Annotated in this window: 8 protein-coding genes and 2 tRNA genes; 7 read left to right on the top strand and 3 right to left on the bottom strand. The window is 57.2% G+C overall.

Translation table 11 applies throughout. The features are described from left to right. Nucleotides 1-95: 95 nt before the first annotated feature. On the top strand, nucleotides 96-6,023 hold the full coding sequence (locus tag BUC36_RS13235; RefSeq protein ID WP_143186993.1) for a beta strand repeat-containing protein: 5,928 nt from the start codon (nucleotides 96-98) through the stop codon (nucleotides 6,021-6,023). A 418-nt stretch (nucleotides 6,024-6,441) separates the two neighbouring features. On the opposite strand, the gene BUC36_RS13230 is transcribed toward BUC36_RS13235, so the two are convergent. Next, nucleotides 6,442-9,072, bottom strand: coding sequence for a hypothetical protein (locus BUC36_RS13230; protein WP_159436019.1), 2,631 nt, complete (start codon nucleotides 9,070-9,072; stop codon nucleotides 6,442-6,444). A gap of 1,786 nt (nucleotides 9,073-10,858) precedes the next feature. Here BUC36_RS13230 and BUC36_RS13210 point away from each other — a divergent pair. The 6 genes from BUC36_RS13210 (at nucleotide 10,859) to ppc (ending at nucleotide 19,156) form a co-directional block, all read left to right on the top strand. Beyond that, complete coding sequence (locus BUC36_RS13210) at nucleotides 10,859-11,347, top strand: hypothetical protein (RefSeq protein WP_073275903.1); 489 nt, start codon at nucleotides 10,859-10,861, stop codon at nucleotides 11,345-11,347. 67 nt (nucleotides 11,348-11,414) lie between these two features. Next, complete coding sequence (locus BUC36_RS13205; protein WP_073275901.1) at nucleotides 11,415-12,107, top strand: fimbrial biogenesis chaperone; 693 nt, start codon at nucleotides 11,415-11,417, stop codon at nucleotides 12,105-12,107. Between the two features lie 5 nt (nucleotides 12,108-12,112). Then, nucleotides 12,113-12,805: a fimbria/pilus periplasmic chaperone gene (locus BUC36_RS13200; RefSeq protein WP_084536011.1), complete on the top strand. Its 693-nt coding sequence runs from the start codon at nucleotides 12,113-12,115 to the stop codon at nucleotides 12,803-12,805. Nucleotides 12,806-12,810: 5 nt separating this feature from the next. Beyond that, nucleotides 12,811-15,294 carry a fimbria/pilus outer membrane usher protein gene (locus BUC36_RS13195; protein WP_143186991.1) on the top strand — a complete coding sequence of 828 codons (2,484 nt, stop codon included), beginning with the start codon at nucleotides 12,811-12,813 and terminating at the stop codon, nucleotides 15,292-15,294. Beyond that, nucleotides 15,291-16,175: a hypothetical protein gene (locus tag BUC36_RS13190; RefSeq protein ID WP_073275895.1), complete on the top strand. Its 885-nt coding sequence runs from the start codon at nucleotides 15,291-15,293 to the stop codon at nucleotides 16,173-16,175. Before BUC36_RS13195 ends, BUC36_RS13190 begins: the two co-directional genes overlap by 4 nt. Nucleotides 16,176-16,492: 317 nt before the next feature. Continuing rightward, entirely contained in the window at nucleotides 16,493-19,156 is a 2,664-nt protein-coding gene (gene ppc, locus BUC36_RS13185) for a phosphoenolpyruvate carboxylase (RefSeq protein ID WP_073275894.1), read from the top strand. 108 nt (nucleotides 19,157-19,264) lie between these two features. Here the strand turns inward: ppc and BUC36_RS13180 are convergent. Together BUC36_RS13180 and BUC36_RS13175 are read right to left on the bottom strand one after the other, a co-directional pair. After that, nucleotides 19,265-19,351 (bottom strand) — tRNA-Leu (locus tag BUC36_RS13180). A 167-nt stretch (nucleotides 19,352-19,518) separates the two neighbouring features. Continuing rightward, nucleotides 19,519-19,605, bottom strand: a tRNA-Leu gene (locus BUC36_RS13175). Nucleotides 19,606-19,717 lie beyond the last annotated feature (112 nt).

Raw genomic sequence — 19,717 nt, 5'->3', positions numbered from 1 at the left:
CGGATGGCGAAGCCAGAATCCACAATATCGATTTCACCGGCATTGAGGAGGCGACCAACGGTAACTTGGTTGCGTCAAATAACGCGGATCGCTTTGTGGTTACCGGGACTGACAGCATCAAGGCGAACGAGATCGCTTTTGCCGGTATCACCAGCGTCGCCGCCGGTACCGCCACCACCGATGAGGTAACCGGCCTTACTGGTGAGGACTGGTCTTTCGACGGGAGTGAAGGCGTAGTCAACAATGGGATTACATTTACCGGAGTTGAATTCCTGATTGCGCAATCCGCCGGCCTGGTAGGCAGTGACAACGGCGATACCTATACCCTGGAATCGGATGGCGATGTCGTGGTCGGCGACTTCACCTTTCAGTCGCTTACTCATGTGAATGCTGGTGAGGGAAGCGATGTACTGCTCGGAACATCATCTGCGGACAGTTTCAGTCTGAATAGTGATGGGGATGTCACCAGTTATGGCATAGTTTTTAGTGGCCTGGAGAATGTAGACGCCGGCGATGGCGATGACGAACTCGATGCCTCGGGAAAGGCACTGCATCTGACCGGAAATAATTACGAGGTTGAAGACAACGATAATAATTTAACTTTCTCCGCAATAGAGAACGTTTTCGTCGAGGTGCTATACGGAACAACCGGAACGGATACCTTTGATGTAACCGGGAACAATAAGCTGGATGCAAACGAAATCCAATTTTCCGGATTGCAAGTTGTCTATAGTAATGGTGGAAACGATTTTCTTTTTGCGAAAAATACAGATAGTAATTCAGGTAAAATAAATAAAATAACTTTCGAGGGTGAATTCATTAAGAACGTCGAAACTGTGAATCTTTCAGACGGCGTCGATACTATTGAGATACTCTCCGGTGGTAGGATAAGAGTAAATGATCAAGAGGAATTTACTACACTTTTCGTTAACGCTCTTGGCGGAGATGATACAGTCATTGGCTACGACTCCGAAGACTGGACCATTACCGCCTCCGGTGATGCGCAGTGCATTGGTATAACGTTTACCAACGTTGAAATGCTGGTTGCGGTGAATGCCGGACTGATTGCCCCAGAGAACTATGACAACTTCAGTCTGGTTGCGTCGGACGTCAATCCGTTTGCGATAAATATTGCCACTGCCAACCTGACGATAGAGGGGGCGAATTTTGTCGAGTCCTCTGCAGGCACTGGCTTACTGAACGCCAATATTCTCGGCGATACCGGAGTATCCCTGACCGCCAATGCCAACGAAATCGATGCCGGTGGCCTGCTGTTTTCCGGCATCGATAAGGTCCACGCCCAGTCACTGACCGCGACTGACACTGCCACCAGTTTCACCGCCGGCGGTGCCGCCGGCAGCCTGACTGTTTCTGTTCCTGCTGGTTCCGATATCGACTTTTTCGATCTGACGAGGGTAACAGCGGGCACTGGCACGGATAGCCTGGCTGCCGGCGCCGAGGTGGATCTGCTGTCGGACGCTGGAGAATTCTTTAGCAACGGCATTAATTATTTCGGCATCGACAGCGTCGATGTCGCCTCCACCCATGCCGTTAATGGCAGCGGCGCCGCCGAGACTTTCACTCTCACCGCTAATAACGCGTTCGATATCACGCTGGCCGGCGGCCGCGAGATCAGCTTCTCCAATGTGTCCAACGTCCATGCCGGCGGCGGTTACGATACTCTGGACACCAGCGGCAATGTGATCCTGAACGGCAATACCCGAGAAGCGAGATCTGCCGAAATTGATTTCACCGGTATCGACGGTACCACCAACGGCGTCATGGTGGTCTCGAACAACGGGGACGACTTCGAGGTCACGGGCGCCGACACCATCAACGCCAACGGTATCGACTTCTCCGGTATCACAAGTGTGACCGCCGGTACCGGCAGTGATAAAGCAACGGGGCTTAGTGGCGAGAACTGGTCACTCGACGCTTTAGGCAACCCGCAAAACAACGGTATCGTCTTTACCAATGTGGAGGAATTCCACGCGCAAAACGCCGGGCTGGACGGCTCAGCGAATGCGGACACCTTTGTGCTGCAAGGGACCGGTGCCGTCAGCTACGGCGGCCACTCTTTCAAGAATCTCGCTAGCGTCGATGGCGGCGGCGGGGACGATACGCTGGATACCAGCGGTTCCGGCCTTGGAGTCACGCTGAGTGGTAGCGATTATCAGCTAAGTGCGGGCGATATTGATTTCTTCAACATTGAGTATGCCATTACCGCCGCTTTGACCGGCAGTGCCGGTGCCGATACCTTTACGGTAACCGGCGCCAAAACGCTGGATGCTTGGTTGATCCATTTCAGTGGTGTGGACACCGTTACCGCCGCCGGCGGCGACCTGCTGGTGACGGACGCGGTTGCACTGTCCGGTGCGGACAATCAGGTCGTCGCGCACGAGATTACCGTTACCGGGATCAGCGATGTCACCGCTGCCAGCCTGGAGGGTACTGGCGGAAACGACAGTTTCGAGATCCGCGGCGACAAGCAGCTGAAGGCAAACCAGATCAACTTCGCCGGTGTCGATAGTGTCGATGCGCTGGGCGGGAGTGGCGACAGTGTTACCGGCCTGTCCGGCTCCACCTGGAAGCTCGGCACCATGGAAAACAACAATATCGCTTTTACCGGTGTCGAGTCGGTCAATACGAACCGCGGCATTCTTTTGGGTACCGCCGGAGTTGACACCTTCACTCTGGAGGCCAGTGGTGGTGTCAGGGTTGATACAGTGACCTTCTCTGATCTGTCTCTGGTCAACGGTGTCGGCGGCAGCGACGTGTTGGATGCCAGCGCCTTTGCCGCCGGCTTGGCTCTCAGCGGCAGCGATAACCGACTAACCGCGCAGGGTCTCGACCTGACCTTTGCCAACATCTTCAGCGCGACTACCGCGACACTCGCCGGTACTGCCGGCGTTGATGAATTTGCCGTGGATGCGCTCGACAGCCTGCGGGCTGGTGAAATCGCCTTCAGTGGTGTCAGTGAAATCAATGCCGGCGACGGGGCCGATCTGCTGCGGGTGGCCGGTGACGGGCGCAGTTTTGACGTAACCGGAAGCAGGTCCCTGAGCCTTGGCCCGATCGATGTCAGCGGCCTGGAGCGGCTCGAATATTCCGGCACTGGCGGCACGGCGACCGGCGCCACTGGTATCGACTGGTCCCTCGAGGCGACACCAGGCGAGGTCGAAAACAGTCTGATTACTTTCGCCGGTGTGCAGACGTTGGTCGCCGATGGGGCTGGCTTGTTCGGCACGGCGGCCGCTGAGAATTACGGCCTGCAGGACGACAGCGATGTCGTTATCCATGGCCTCATCTTCCAGTCACTCACCGGAGTCGATGCCGGCGGCGGCAGCGACACCATTACCCTGGCTAGCAGCGCCGCAGCCACCCTGACCGGCACCGACGGCGAGGCGGAAATTCGTGGGCTCAATTTCAGCCATATTGAGGCGGTGGCCAACGGCACCCTGGCGGCATCCGGCAATGGCGACCGTTACGTGGTTACGGGGGCCAACGCCGTAAAGGCCAACGAGATAGCCTTTAGCGGCATCACTAGCATTGCCGCCGGCAGCGGTAGCGACAGTGTGACCGGTGACGGCACGGACTGGACGCTGACCGCAAACAACGATGAACTGACAAACCGCGGCATTACCTTTACCGGTGTCGAGCGGGTCGCGGCATCCGGCGCCGGCCTGTACGGGCCCGACACCGCGGAACAGTATGCTCTGTCCGATAGCGGCATTGAGGTCGAGGGCGTCACCTTTACCGGCCTGGCATTTGTCGATGCCGGCATTGCGGCCGACCAGCTCGATGCCACCGGCTATATGGGCCAGCTGGCCCTGACCGGCAACAGCAAGCAGCTCGATGCCGGCGGCCTGCTGATTAGAAATATGGATACGATCATCGCGGACAGCCTGACGGGCTCTTCCGGCGCTGACAGCTTTGACGTCGCGGCCGATGGCAGCGTAGCGGTTGCAGATCTGCTGTTTACCAGCGGCCTGGGGGCTATCGACGCGGGTGATGGCGATGACAGTATTGCGGTTGCCAGTGATATCACGCTGGCGGGGCAGAACGGTGCCGTGGCGGCCGCCGGAATCGACTTCACCCATATCGAAAATGCGAGCGGCACGAACATTATCGTGGTGGGTACTGCAGGCGATGAAAGTTTCGCGCTCCAGGGCAGTAAAAAAATCCTGACTTACGGCATTACCATTGATGGCGTTGCCGGCGTCGAGGCGCTGGGTGGAGTGAACCGGATTGTCGGCACCGCCGGCGCCGACACCTTTGCCGTCAGCGGCAACAATGCTCTAACCACCGCCGGCATAGACTTTTCTGGTATCAGCGCGGTCAGCGCTGGCGGCGGCAGCGATCGATTGCAGGGCACCGCAGGCGCGGACAACTTTGAGCTGGCCGCGAGCGGCGATATCGGTGTCGCGGGTATCAATTTCCGTGGTCTCGAAACCGTGGCTGCAGGGGCGGGCAGTGACAGCGTCACCGCCAACGGCGCCAGCTGGACCTCACTCGGCAGCGGCGGCGCCTTGGTGGACGGCAGTGCTCTGGCCACCGTGAACAGCGTGACAGTAGTGTTTGAGGACCTGGAGCAGGTCGACAACGCCGGCGCCTATCAGGGGCAGGATATCGACAGCGAATACGCCATCAACAGCCTGGATAGCCTGACGGTTGCCGGTGTCACCTTCGCCGGTTTGAACAGCTTCACCGCCGGTAGCGGTTTCGATGTGCTGCGCGGTGCCGATATCGATGCGCAGTGGTCTTTGAGCGCTTCGCAGGGCACGATCAGCAGTGGCGACGAGTCACTGCTATTTAGTGGCGTGGAGTCGATAGTTGCCGGCAGCGGCTCCGATCACTTCACGCTGGCCGGTGGCACGTTTACTGCGATTGATACGGGTGCCGGTAACGATACGGTGCTGTTTGCCGGAACCGCCCTGGATAGCCTGTCGCTGGGTGATGGCAACGACCTGCTACAGGTGGATGTGGATAGTAGCCAGGACGTACTTGTTTACGGCGGCGGCGGTGATGATGAGTTTCAGTTCAATGTCGCCGGTGAGACCTGGCAGATATTCGATAGCGCGAGCCGGGTTGGCAACTTCCAGTTCTCCGGTTTCGAATGGTTGGACAACAATACCGGCAGCCTGACCCTGGAAACCGATCTCGGCTTTGATTTCGTCAATGGTGGCGACAACAGCGCGAGCTTCAATCGCAACGGCGCCGGAATCCTGTTCGCCGATGGCGTGCGCCTGGGCTATGACGGCAGCGGCGATATCGCGATTACCAGCAGCTCTACCGAAACCATCGGCGGCGATTTGCAGGCCGATCGCGCGAACCTGACAGTCGCCGGTAATGTAGATATCACCTCCGATGTACAGGTTCTCAATATCCAGACTGCTGGTGCCGATATCGACATCTCCGTTGTCGCGCAGGGCGATCTGGTCATCGACGAAATCAACGCGGGCGGCGGCACAATTACGCTGAACAGCGCCAAGTTCGGCAGTCTCACTGCGGAGACCTATGGCGATACCCACCTGACGGCCGGCAAGGTAACGCTGGGTACCGAGCTGCAACAGTGGAGCGTGATTGGTAGTGCGATCAATCCGTTGCGTATGGATGTGTCCAACTCCGTCGATATCGTATCGATCAGTTACTTTGAGCCAGACTTTGTCGGGCAAGTTCCGACGCTGACGGCCAAGGGCGACGAGCTGCAGTCAGTCGCCGGGGCCCAGGCTGCCCAGGGGCTGAAGTCCGCGGTACAGAACGCGGTAGAGGACTTTGCCCAGGTGGATCCGGGTATTTTCAGTGCGGTTAATCCCTATAGCACCGGCGTGGATGCGGTGAACAGTCCGGAGATGCAACTGACCGGTGACCAACTATTGCCTCTGACGGTTTCCGGGGCGCCGGAGGAGGATGAGCTGCCGCGCAGATCTGCCGAACTGGAAGGGGAAGATGGCGATTTGCAACATCAGTCTCCGCGAGAGGGTGACCAGGCGGCGCTGGCAACTGAAGAGGTTGGAGGTTAATTGGCGTGATCCGTTCGTAGCTTCCGTGGCTTGATGAGCAAGCGAAATTGTCCAAGCAAAGGCCGACTCCGAAAGAGTCGGCCTTTTTTTTGCCCCGGCCAAAAAACTTGGTTCAATGCGTCATCTTTCCAGAAGCTCGGCCCGTTGTACGACGTTGCTTCGGAACTGCCCGTTGGCGATATCGCTACAAGCTACTGACTAACTGGCGAAAGTGATCACCGGTGTGAAATTCAGAGATGGGATTGAAGTGAAAGAGGTCAACCGGGACGCCGCTTGATTCTTGTCCGTGAATACCAGATTTGACAATAACTCCGGAAAAGTCTCTTTCTATCGAAACATTTTACATCGTAAAAAGAAGTAGCCGCGGATACAAAAAAGGCCGGCTCTCGCGAGCCGGCCTTTTGACGAATATTGTTCGCTACTTGTATAGGTAAGTCGCGCCGGCACTATCTGCTGTAATCAAAAGCGGTAGGGTCGTGAAGTAAGGTGTATCCTTGCCGTTTACGGCATAAAAATGGCCGCCTAGGTACAGCTTACCATTGGCCGCGGTGAGAGCGCGGATTGGGATATGGTAGCCAAAATCAGCTACAGGCCGGTTCCAGTCGCTTACGCTGCCATCGGTGTTGATGGCGGCCAGATGATAACGATCCTGATCGTTTACGCTGTGGAATGAACCGCCTATATATACGATGTCGCCAACGACGATTAGGGAGGTGACTTCCCCGTTCGCTGCTGGATTCCATTCCCGCAGGGTGCCGTCCAAACCGATGGCCGCCAAACGCTCACGTGACTGCCCGCCGAAGCTGGTGAATCTTCCGCCCACGTAGATACTATTCCCGACCACTGCTAGGCTCTGGACAAAGTTATTGGCATCCGGGTTCCAGCTACTCAGGGCACCATCGGTGCCGATAGCGGCCAGATAATTGCGCGCTTGGCCTCCGATGCTGGTGAAGGCCCCTCCCGCGTATACTATGTCGTCGGCCACCGCGAGGGTTGCTACGTATCTGTCGGGATTCGGGTTCCAGTCGCTCAGGGTGCCATCGGTGCCTATCGCGGCCAAGTAGTTGCGCGTCTGGCCGGCGATGCTGGTGAAGTAGCCGCCCGCGTACAGGGTGTCACCGGCCAATACGAGGGCGAAGACACGGCCGTTGGCATCCGGGTTCCAGTTGAGCAGGGTGCCGTCGGTGCCGATGGCGGCCAAGGAATTGCGCGTCTCCCCATTCACAGTGGTGAAGACTCCCCCCATATACACTGTGCCGCCAGACACTAAGAGGTTGGTAACCTCGCCGTCGACTTCAGGGCTCCATTCGCGCAGGGCCCCATCGCTGCCAATAGCGGCCAGGTTATTGCGTAGGTGGCCGCTGCTGATTGAGTTAAACCACCCGCCTGCGTATATAGCCCCTCTTGTGATTGCGAGGGCCTCTACCCAGCCTTCAAGCTCCGGTCTCCAATCGCGCAGGGTACCGTCGGTTCCGACAGCGGCCAGCCCCTCGCGTGGTTGCCCGCCGATAGTGGTGAAGTCCCCGCCCATATACACAGTATTATCTATTACCATCAGGGCATAGACTTCCTCATCGGCGTCTGGGTCCCAACTGCGCAGGGTGCCATCGGTACCAACGGCTGCGATATTATTGCGCACCTGTCCGTCGATACTAGTAAACGATCCACCTGCAAAAACAGTATTGCCATCAGCTACTAGGGTATTAATCTCGCCGTCCACGTCCGGGCTCCATTCGCGCAGGGTGCCGTCAGTACCTATGGCCGCAATTCCGTTTCGCGCCTGGCCGTTGATGGTGCTAAACGACCCTGCTGCATACACCGTGCCGTCAGACACTGCGAGAGTTTCAACATATTTATCAGCTGCAGGGCTCCAATCGCGCAGGATGCCGTCGGTGCCTATAGCAGCTAGGGAATCTCGGTCATGGCCTCCTATACGTGAGAAAACTCCGCCCACATATACTGTGTCACCATCGACGGCAAGAGTATTGACCGTAGAGCTTGCATCTGGATTCCATTCGCGTAGATTGCCGTCAGGTCCTAAGGCCGCCAGATAGTTTCGTGGCTGTCCATTGACTTCGGAAAAGTACCCGCCCAGGTACACTGTGTCGCCAGACACTGCTAGTGTGTTTATGTGTCCATCATGTGAGGATGTATCGAACACCATTTTGACCTCTGGGCTCCAATCCCCCACGGTACCGTCGGCGCGGATATGCGCCAGGTCGTTGCGGATCTTTCCTCCTACAGAGTCGAAATCACCGTAAATATACAGGCCGCCGGCGCCATCGGAGACGGCGATTCTTACACTGCCATCCACTGGGGGGAAGGCTCCAGAAATTCGGCCAGTTGCCGTGCTGAGTGGTACGCCGGAGCCTGCCTGCAGTCTCAACTGAGAGAAGCTTCCGCTCAGGTAGGTGTCGCCGCTGGCATCGTGGGCAATGGCGTAGACATCACCATTGGGCCTCAGTTGGAGTGGTCGCGCCCCGGCCTCGTTGGAGATCGCGGTGCCACCTTCGGCTACTGACTCGACATGGAACCAATAATTTTGGTCATTTTTCAGCCCGGTGACTGTGTGCGGTGACTCGGCGCCCGCTACCATGGTTCCGCCCGGGCAGCTCGCGTAGTTCTCGATATCGCAGCTGGGTGCCGTGGAATAAAAGAGGTCATAACTTTGCGCCCCGGTGTCTTCCCAGGTAAGCGTGACGACAGTGGAGCCGGCCTCGGCATTGAGAACAGTCGCGACGGCGGACGGGGGTGCTTCGCCGCCGCTGGAGCTGCCACCGGAGCTACTGCTTCCGGAGCTGCTGGAGCCGCCACTGGAACTACTGCTTCCGGAGCTACTGGAGCCGCCGCTGGAACTGCTGCCTCCGGAACTACTGGAGCTGCTGCTGGAACTACTGCCCCCAGAACTGCTGCTCGAACTGCCATCGCCACTGTCACTACCACCGCCCCCTCCACCACAGGCCGCGAGCAGCGCACTCAAGAAGAGAACCGGGAGCTTTCCGGTCACACTTTCCAGTGACTGTCTGAAGCTTTCGATAGGTGTAGACATTGCTAAATCCTTTTTAATCGTCTGTCGCTAGTTGGTCTAAAAACTCTTCTGGTCAGTGTTGTTGTGTTTGCGATTCTGTAGCTCGCATTTACTCGTTATTGGATATATTTTCAATAATTAAAATTTCTTAAATCGTAATGCATTTAATGGTTGTAATTTTATGTAATCTAATTGCGCACCGTACTTAATTGGTTCGCATGGAAAGAGTGCTTTGGGGGCCATAAAGCGTGGAGATAGAGGTTGACGCTCACTTCTGTTTTTTGCTTTCGGTCTATACATGGCCAAAATTTAATGGATCTATTCCTCGCTTAAAGTGCGGTATATCTTACATTGATAAGTTGCCGTTTATGCATCTATTTCCTTGGTTTTGGTGATCAATCCCGCAATTTTATCAATGAATAATTTCGAGAACTGTGCGAACCCACCACTAATAAAAATACTTTTATTAATCGACTCTAATAGTGGTGCTTAGATTAATGCTCTTAATGTGTACGAAGGTTTAATGTTTTCTTGGGCGGGTAAGGGCCGGAAGTGCTGTGAGATGATATGGAGGTAATTTCTTTGGGATAATTTTAGGCTGCACGCCTTTTGAGCATTGCTGTGCATCAATATGTAAAACATCGCACTCTCATGGAGATCCCGGCCATTCCTGGTATCAAGTGCACCAGCTCACTGTGGTGACCAAAGAGTTACATATCCCCGATTCAATTCATCCATTTAACGGCCACACAAGTGACTTTTGGCATAGACGAACCCTGGTAGTTTGTTAAGTCAGGTTATTCACAGACCTATCGTTGGAAGTTAACACGGCCTCTCGAAGAGGGGCGGTTCGCTGAAGTCAGTACTGTCGGTGTACTCAGAAATGTTCAGTCGGCTTCCATTCTGCATCTCCGCGCCCGCTCGGTGAATACGCCAGAGATGCGTCCCCGGGGCGGTCAGCTGCTCCCCGGGGTAACCTCTGTATTGACTGGCGATGACAAGGGCCCGGGGAGCAGGTAGGCGGAACTGGATAGCGGTGAAGAGTTCCGGAAGACTGGCCATACAGCCACTGCGCTGCAATCCGACGCTGCCGGCGGCTGATTGTCGTCTCGCTCGCCTTCTTCGGCTGCGGTGGCGCAAGTGCATATCGCCGTACACGGGACGCGCAAAAATCAATCTGTCTCCAGAAAGTGGTAATTGGCGAAAAGACCGGATCTCATGAGTCGATTTTTCCGACTTCTCGAACAGTGCTCCCAATTCATCAATTGCATCAATATAGCCATCGATGTCATCGATCTTGCCCCGTTCGTTTTGTCCCCGGTCGCGTACTACATCTTCTGGTCATACGGTCCTACCGGTCTATTTGTAAAGTCATTCAGAGTCAACGACGCATAATGTGGCGCGAATAATTAGTGAGTCGAAGTTAGCCTCTGTAATTGTTGACGGAAGAATACCGAGTACAACTGTATTGCCATCCGGCGTGACAACCTATCAGACATAGAAGTTATCCTTTTTTAAAAGACTCAAGATGAATAATGCAGTAACCGCCGTTTTTTTTCCGCTTACACACAAAAATTTAAATTGCCCGATACACTCAATCTGATCGATTTTTATCCGGTCGAGGTTGAAGAAATACCTCGCTGGGGAAGAAGAAAAAGCTGCTGGAAATCGGAAGTCGGCAAATCTCGCTTGTTGTCATATTTCTCCCCGGCGCGTGGAACCCTCTAGCCGTTCTGTTATGCGTCGATCGCAAGCCATGTTGGCTCAACACCTCCAAGAGGTTTGTCTGTAAAGGAGAAATGAACTGATGAAAGGTCTACTTGCCCTCGGCGCTTCCGCCGCACTCTTGGCTGCGGCAGCCACATACGCCGGTGTAGTACATGAAGAGGAGGACTGTTGTAAGGATGAGATTGATATCGAGCTCTTGCTCGAGATTGAATGCGAATGCGATATCGTTGTTACTGGTGGCCTTTCGTATAACTTGGCACCTACTCAAAATGCCCAGAGGCTCAACTCTCTCATCGAAGTGGACTGCAATGTGCCTGGAGAGCCGGAGGTCACTGTCACGTCAACCAATGCCGGTTTTCTGGTGGGTCAAGATTTCGGAGAAATGATCCCGTATGGCGTTACGATACAGAATACGGCGCTCTTAAATACGCAGTTAGTCGTGCCTGCGGTAATCGCAAACTGGAACAACAATCCTCACGCGGTAGGCGTGACATTGCAAGCCGATCCAAATGGTTTTTCAGCAGATATGTATTCTGACATCATTGTCGTAGAAGCAGTGGCTCCATAATTTGCTTGGCAGTGGGCGCCAGGTGTCAGTTGGGCGCCCCAGCCGCGTATTACCAGGAATAAAATTAATGATACGCAAACTGTTTCGCCTGAGTACTGCCTTTCTGCTACTGACGGTACTTCCGCCGTGCGCGTTTTCGTTCACATTTAACCCTTCGTTGACGGTGCTGAGACTGCCTACCGACATAGGCGGCGCAACCCTGGTGCTGAAAAACCCCCGCGACGTCGATTTGCCGGTCGTTTTCGAAATGGTTGAACGCCAGATCACGGAAGACGGTGCGGAGTTGACCGAGCCTGCCGACAACGACTTTGTGATTTTTCCACCCCAGGCAGTGGTGCCCGCCGGAAAATCGCAGGCCGTCCGCATCCAGTGGGTTGGCGGTATGCTTTCCCAGTCCCGCTCCTTCACCCTGTTTGCCACGGAAGTCCCCGTCAATCTGAATCCCGGTAGTAAAACCGGTCCCGCTATCAAGACGGTGCTTCGTATAGGTTCGTCGGTCCACGTAACCAGTCGGGGATTTGCGCCTAAGCCGGAGCTTGTCGGATATCGACCCCGGCAGGATGGCGTGGTCGTTTCCATTGGCAATTCTGGTAACGAATTCATCTATATCGACAAGCTGGCGATGAAATTTGGCGGGGAGAAAATCGGCGGCATAGACCTGGCCAATGCTGCGCGTCGAACACTCATTCCTCCCGGAGCGATACGCACCTTCAAAGTGAACAGTGTACAGGGTGCTCCTGAACTGATATTTAACAATTAAAGATAATGCTTGCTAAGAATCTTGCCCTTGCTGCGGCCATTTATCTGGTAGCTGGCATCCCGCCACTAATGGCGCAGTCGGTCACGCCCACCCGCGTGGAGCTCAATATTGCAGAGTCCTCGCAGGCCATTTTGACATTGTCTTCTACCAGGGCGGTGGAGGTGGCCCTGGAGCTATCGATAAATTCCTACTCCAGTGCGCACGGGGATGTGCAGGCACCTCTGGAAATCCTGCCACCGCAGGTACTGCTGCGTCCCGGGGAAACAAGGCAGGTCACGGTGCGCTGGAGGGGCGGCGAAACATTGCGGCGCAGTGAATCCTATTATCTGGCGATCGATGAGCTTCCCCTGAATGTTGACGCACCTGAGGCCGCAACGGAGCTCCAGTTGTTGAGTTCACTGCGCCTGCCGGTGCACGTGGAAACCGGGGGGCAGGCCATGCTCTGGTTTTTTTCACCGGGTGTCGATGGCAGCGCATCACTGGAACTGCGCAATGCCGGCAGGCAGTACGCACTGCTTTCGCACTACGAGATCGGTGTGGAGAATAATTCAGGAATCGTTGTTTTTGACGGTCTCGACATCGCCAGACTGCTCAATCGTGACGCCATTCTGCCCGGCCAGACGGTATCGATTCCGCTGCGATTGATCGGTCTTGAAGCCGCGGGTCTGCAGGGTGCCCGGCTGGTCCGGAAGGAGTAGAGCTTGTGAGCCGCTTGCGAGTTCCTATACCGCGTCGCAATTTCGGCTTATTTGGCCTGTTCATGGGTTGGCTGCTGCTCTCGGCTATCGCGGTCGCGAATGATGTCGCTGCCAGTGGAGCCGCGCAGAACGTTGTCTATGTCAACTTGCCGGCTTCCATAGACGGAAGGGTTGTCGGAAACCTGAATGTCGGTGTGACGGGTACTGCCCTCTATACGGTCGATCGACAGAGCTGGATTGACTTCGCGAACGGACATTTTGATGCCGATGTTATCGCAAGCATCGCGCAGGCTGCCGACGATCAGGCCATTCCAGTTGTTGCTTTTATCGAGGAATTCATCGATATCTTTTTCGATCCCGCCACGTTAGAGATCAAAATCGACTTGGCGGAGTCGCGCCGGCGTACGCGTCAGGTGTCCCTGCGCCCCCAGGATGTTGATTATGCAAACCTGTCCGAATACGAACTGCCCGGGCGTTCCGCCTATGTGAACGTCAATCTGCAGCAGGACTATCGCTGGGATGATTCGCTATCAAGCGACCAGCGACAGTCCACGCTGGTTAATGTCGACGGTTCGGTGGAGATTTTCGGCAGTCCGCGGCTGGTGCTCGAGGGCGGCGTTTCCCGTTATTCCGCTGCCGGCATTGATGACGGCTGGCAGCGCAGTGAAGTCCGCCTGGTCCACGATGACATGCAGCGCGCAGTGCGCTACTCCCTGGGTGATGTGTTCTATCGGGCGACGGAGTTTCAGGTGTCACCGCCGCTACTGGGCCTGTCTGTCGAGCGGGCCTATGCAGAAATACAGCCACACAGAAATATCACTCCGACCGGAACCCGTAGCTTTACCGTAACGCAGCGCTCGACGGTAGAGATCTATGTTAATGATCTATACCAGGATACTTTGTATCTGGAGCCGGGCCGCTATGATCTGAGCGATTTTGCCATTAATGCGGGCGTCAATGACGTTGCTCTGGTTGTTACCGACGCGTCTGGCGAGCAGCGGCGCATTGAGTTTTCACTGTTTTCCGATCCGGCGCTGTTGACGAAAGGGCTTTCCGAGTTTTCTTTCAATGCCGGTTACCAGCGCGGGACCACCGATTTAGGCGGGATAGGCTACGACTACGATGCGCCCGCCTTTTCCGGTTTCTACCGTTACGGCGTCACCGACTATCTCACCCTGGGCGCCAACTTCCAGGGCACCGAGCTACAACAGATCGCAGGTGCTGAAATATCTCTCGCCACACCGTTGGGTAGCTTGGCTACCAATGTGAGCACGAGCGAATTGCAGAGTGTCGGACGCGGCACGGTGGCGTCGCTGCGTTGGTCCTATGACTTCTTTGCTGGTGGCGCCCGATCACACCAACTGGATGTGGTTGCCGTCGCCAGGGATGACCTGTACACCTATCTCGGGCAGGAAGTCCCGGGATTGCAGAACAAGTCGGAGTTGCGCGCCCGCTATTCGGCGCCGGGGCCGTTCGACAGCTATATCAGCGCCAGTGCCCGGCACGCGGAGACCTTCGATGAAGCTGCGCCGGTGGATAAAGTCTACAGCTTTAATATTACCCGTCGTTTCGGACCCTTTAACGTTTCCCTCCGGCTCGAACAGGAAATATCTGAAACCGAAGAGGCGCGCGCACTTGTGCGTCTGTCTGCGCCGCTTGGCCAGCGGCAGCTCGTGAGTACTCAGTGGGACAGTTTCGATGAAACCGGGGAACTCTTGCTGGGCAGATCGCCGAATGGCACCGTCGGTGATTTCTCTGGTGGTCTGGCGCTGCGTTCCGGTGTCGATACTTACCGAGCCGATCTGGAGACGTTTTACCAGGGCAATCGATTCCAATTGGGGATGGATCACAGTTACGTTCACTTTACCGATGTAGACCTAGAGCCGGATCAGCTGAGCACCCTCAGGCTGGGGTCCAGCCTGGCCTATGCCGATGGCAGTATCGGCCTCGGTCGGCCGATAACGGACTCCTTCGTCATGGTGCGACGCCACGAGTCCCTCGATAGCAGCCGTATTCTGGTGGACGAACGCCAGGACGGCTATGCCGCTGTCGCGGACAATTTCGGCCCGGCCGTGGTACCCACAGTTGGCAGTTATATGATGCGCCGCGTGCGTTGGGAGGCGGAGACTCCTCCATTCGGTTACGACATGGGTGATATCGAAGGTAATGCGTTCCCGTTCTACCGCTCCGGCCTGGTTTACACGGCCGGGTCCGAAGCTTCGATTACGGCAATCGGCGAAATCCTCGACACTAATGGCAACGCTATCGGTATGACTGTCGGCAAAATCACGGCGACCGACGAGCGTGAATTTGCTCCGGTGACCACCTTTACCAACAAGGCTGGCCGTTTCGTCGCCCAGGGACTGGCGCCGGGCGCGTATCGGATCGTCTTTCCCGATCGAGGTGGCTTGAGTGTTCTCTTCCGCATCGAAGAAGGAGCAACCGGGATAGTTGAGTTGGGCATTATCAGGGAGCGAATATCGCTATGAGTCGGATCGCAGCCTTGCTGAGCTGGATACTGCTCTGGTCGGTCGGTGTTGCCGCAATTGCCGCGGATGACGGGGAGGATGCCTGCACAATTCAGGAGGTGGCTCTCGAGAGCCCGTCTGGCCTGGTCTATTACCCTTTCGCCAGTCGCGAGGGGGCCGGTCAGCTGCGGCTGGTAGTTGCCGCACAAGGGCAGTGCCGCTTTGGGCTCGCACTGCTGTCGACATCCGGTGCCCAGTTGCTGGGTCCGGGACAGCCTCTGAATATGACCTTTCGGGACCGCGGCAATCAGGTTATTCCGATGAGTGGCAATGAACAGCGGTGGATACAGTTTGAGCAAACCGCCCGCGGCGCCGAGGCCGACCTTGCGGTGAGGCTTCCCCGAGGACAGGCGCGCCGCGCGGGAGACTACGAGAACACCTTTGTCGCGCGGATTTTTGCCAATGGCCGCGCCCTGTATGAATTGGACTTCCGCTTGTCGGTCCGGGTCGCGCCGCAGGCAGACTTACAGTTGGCCGGCAATGCCGCGGGGCAGCTGGGCAGGGCTACGGTGATGAATTTTGGCAAGGCGGAAACCGGTGCGAAGCGGTCGGCACTGCTGGCGGTTCGCGCCAACGGCGCATACAACCTGGCCGTTGCCTCGGAGAACCGCGGGCAGCTGCGCCATGTATCACTGATCGGCGACAACACCGCGGTGCCCTATACGGCGTGGCTCGACGGACAACAGCTCTCTCTGCGCGGCAGCGGCGACAGCCGCAACTTCCCGGAACCGGGCGACGGCAAGCACATGAGGAATATCAGCGTGCAGATAGGGGAAACACAGGGGTTGATGGCGGGCCGTTACCGCGATGTCCTGCGTGTGACCATCACGCTGTTGGAGTGACCGCTAACCGTTGTATTCACTGCGCGGTGGTCACCGAGGCCTGGCTAGCCGGTGGGCGATGAAAGGGCCGACTCCGGTGCGTCCGCTTGTTCGATAATTTTTCCGCATAGAAACAGTCTTTCCAGTAACGCCTAAGTGCCTGGCTCCGCGCACTGATTTCAAATGTAACTGTCGCGGCGGTTTCCTCTAACGATTAGGATCGGCAATCTGTTGTCTTACTTCCCCATTCATTCAACCGGATTGGTGAGCTTCTATCTGTACCGAAGCTGGCCCGATGAATAGATGGGATAAGTTGTATCGCTTGGGAGAAAGAGACCGTGAACCAGGATCAAAATGCACCGCTGAGGGAAGACGTGCGCCTGCTCGGCGAGGAACTCGGCGCGGTACTGCGGGAGCAGGCTGGCGAGCAGCTGTTCGATACCGTTGAAACCATTCGTCAGGCGGCGGTGGAGAGTCGCGGCCAGGGGGAAATGCAGGTCGGCCGTCTGCGCGAACTGTTGGATCCGCTCGACGACGACACGCTGCTGGAAGTGGCGCGTGCGTTCAGCCAGTTTCTCAATCTGGCCAATATTGCCGAGCAGCGCCACCGCGAGCGTTTGCACCGGAATCACCAGCGCTATCCCGGGGATCCCGATACCGACCGCGGCTTGCAGCAGGTACTGGCAGAGTTGGAAAAAGCGGACGTCGGCCAGGAAAAAATCCGCTCGGTACTGGAAGGCCTGTCCGTCGAGCTGGTGCTCACCGCGCATCCCACGGAAGTCACCCGCCGCACGCTGATCCGCAAATACGATCAGGTCGCCGACCTGCTGACGACTCTCGATCGGGCGGACCTCACCGAAGAGGAAGGGCAGCGACTGCGCCGCCATTTACACGAATTGATTCTATCCGCCTGGAGTACCGACGAGATTCGCCGGGAGAGACCCACGCCGGTGGATGAGGCCAAGTGGGGCTTCGCCACTATCGAGCAGTCACTGTGGCGCGCGGTGCCCGAGGGCATGCGCGAAATAGAGGCGGAACTGGCGCAGGCGGGGCTCCCGCCGATGCCGGCGGACTGGGTGCCGATCCGTTTTGCCTCCTGGATGGGCGGCGACCGCGACGGCAACCCCAATGTCACCGCCGCGGTGACCCGCGAGGTGCTGCTGCTGGCCCGCTGGATGGCCGCCGACCTGTATCTGCGCGATGTGGAAAACCTGCTGGCGGATCTGTCGATGCATCGCGCCAGCGACGAACTGCTGGCGTACACCGGTCCCAGCCATGAACCCTACCGTGTGATATTGCGCCAGGTGCGCGATCGCTTGCGTAACACCCGCGCGGCTATGGAGGCGCGGGTGAATGGTCAGCCGCAACCGACCGGCGAGGGCTATAGCAGCGGTTCGCAGCTGTTTGATGAACTGAGCCTGATTGATCGCTCGCTGCGCGAGGTGGGCTTGGCGGCCATCGCCGATGGCCAGCTCAAGGACACCTTGCGCCGACTCAACTGCTTTGGCATCACACTGTTACGCCTGGATATCCGCCAGGAGTCCACCCGCCACACCGACACACTGGATGCCATCACCCGCTATTTGGGGCTGGGCGGTTACGCGGACTGGAGCGAGGCCGAGAAGCAGCAATTCCTGCTCGCGGAACTGGAGAATCGCCGGCCGCTGGTGGATGAGGCCTTCTATCAGAGTGAGCTTTGTGATGACGACATAATGCAGGTGTTGGAAACCTGCAAAGTGATCGCGGAGCAGGGGCCGGAAGGGCTCGGGGCCTATGTGATTTCCATGGCCAGAACGTCTTCGGACGTGCTCGCGGTAATGTTGTTGCAAAAAATTGCCGGTGTGTGTCATCCGATGCGCGTAGTGCCGCTGTTCGAGACGCTTGACGACCTCAACAACGCCGGCGATACCATGAGTGCGCTGCTGAATATTCCGCTGTACAAGCAGCGTGTACTCGACGGCCAGGAAGTGATGATCGGCTACTCGGACTCCGCCAAGGATGCCGGTTTCCTCGGTGCCGCCTGGGCCCAGTTCCGCACCCAGGAAAAACTCACCGCTATTTTCAGGAATCACGGTATTCCGCTGACCCTGTTCCACGGTCGCGGTGGTTCCATTTCCCGCGGCGGTTCGCCGACGCGCATGGCGCTGCTGTCGCAACCGCCGGGTTCGGTAGCGGGCCGCATCCGCGTCACCGAGCAGGGCGAGATGATCCGTTTCAAATACGGCCGGCCGTCGGTGGCGGCGTATAACCTGGAGCAGTATGTGGCCGCGACCCTGGAGGCCACGCTGATGCCGCCGGCGCAGCCGCGCCCCGAGTGGCGCAAGGAAATGGACCGCCTCACCGAAGTGTCGGTGGCCAGCTATCGGCAGGTGGTGCGCGACGATCCGGCGCTGGTGGCCTATCTGCGCACCGTCACACCGGAAACCGAACTCAGCCGCCTGGCGCTGGGCAGCCGGCCGGCACGGCGCAAACCCGGCGGCGGTGTGGAAACCCTGCGCGCGATTCCCTGGGTGTTCGCCTGGACGCAGATCCGGCTGATGCTGCCGGCCTGGCTGGGTACCGGTGCGGCACTGGAAAGCGCACTGGAGACAGCCGATGAAACCGATATCCTGCGTGCGATGAGTGAGCAGTGGCCCTTCTTTCAGGGCGTCGTGGATATGCTGGAAATGGTGCTCGCCAAGACCGACACGCGGGTTGCGTCCTGGTATGAGGAGCGACTCACCAATGACGCCGAGCTGATTCGTCTCGGTGACACCCTGCGTGAGCGCCTGGCCCGCACGGTGAGCGCACTACAGCGGTTGACCGGCAGGGAGAGCTTGCTCGACAACAACCCGGTCATGCGCTGGTCGATCCGGGTGCGCGATCCCTACACGGATCCGCTTCACCTGCTGCAGGCCGAGCTGATGGCGCGTCTGCGTAACCGCGAGTCCGATCCTGTACTGGAGAGTGCCCTGATGGTGACCATCGCCGGTATCGCTGCGGGGATGCGCAACACGGGCTGATATCCGCATGTTGTTGCAGAGGTAGGCGCGAATCAGTATGCGGTCCGCCGACCTGGATCGGACGGAAATAAAAAAGGCCGACTCTCGCGAGTCGGCCTTTTTTGGAATTGGTGCCCAGGAGAAGACTTGAACTTCCACGACCTTTCGGTCACTAGCACCTGAAGCTAGCGCGTCTACCAATTCCGCCACCTGGGCAATTCAGCGGCGTGTGTCGCTGAGGACGCGCACTATAGAGATTTTCCCGAGTGTGTCAATTGTTCGTCGTGACCGCCCGGCCGGGCATTGCCCTGGCAGCGGATAGCTGAAGGGGGCTGGTCCATAACGAAAAAAGGCCGACTCTCGCGAGTCGGCCTTTTCGGAATTGGTGCCCAGGAGAAGACTTGAACTTCCACGACCTTTCGGTCACTAGCACCTGAAGCTAGCGCGTCTACCAATTCCGCCACCTGGGCAAATCAACGTGTACTCCGTTGAGGTCGCGCACTATAGAGATATGCCCGGAGGGTGTCAACGGTGGAGCTGCGCTTTTTTCAACTTTTTCAACGGTGGTCGGGAATTGCGCTG

It is taken from the genome of Microbulbifer donghaiensis (assembly GCF_900129095.1).
Classification (GTDB): Bacteria; Pseudomonadota; Gammaproteobacteria; order Pseudomonadales; family Cellvibrionaceae; genus Microbulbifer; species Microbulbifer donghaiensis.
The sequence above is the reverse complement of the archived record's forward strand: the minus strand, read 5'-3'. Positions and strand labels throughout refer to the sequence as shown.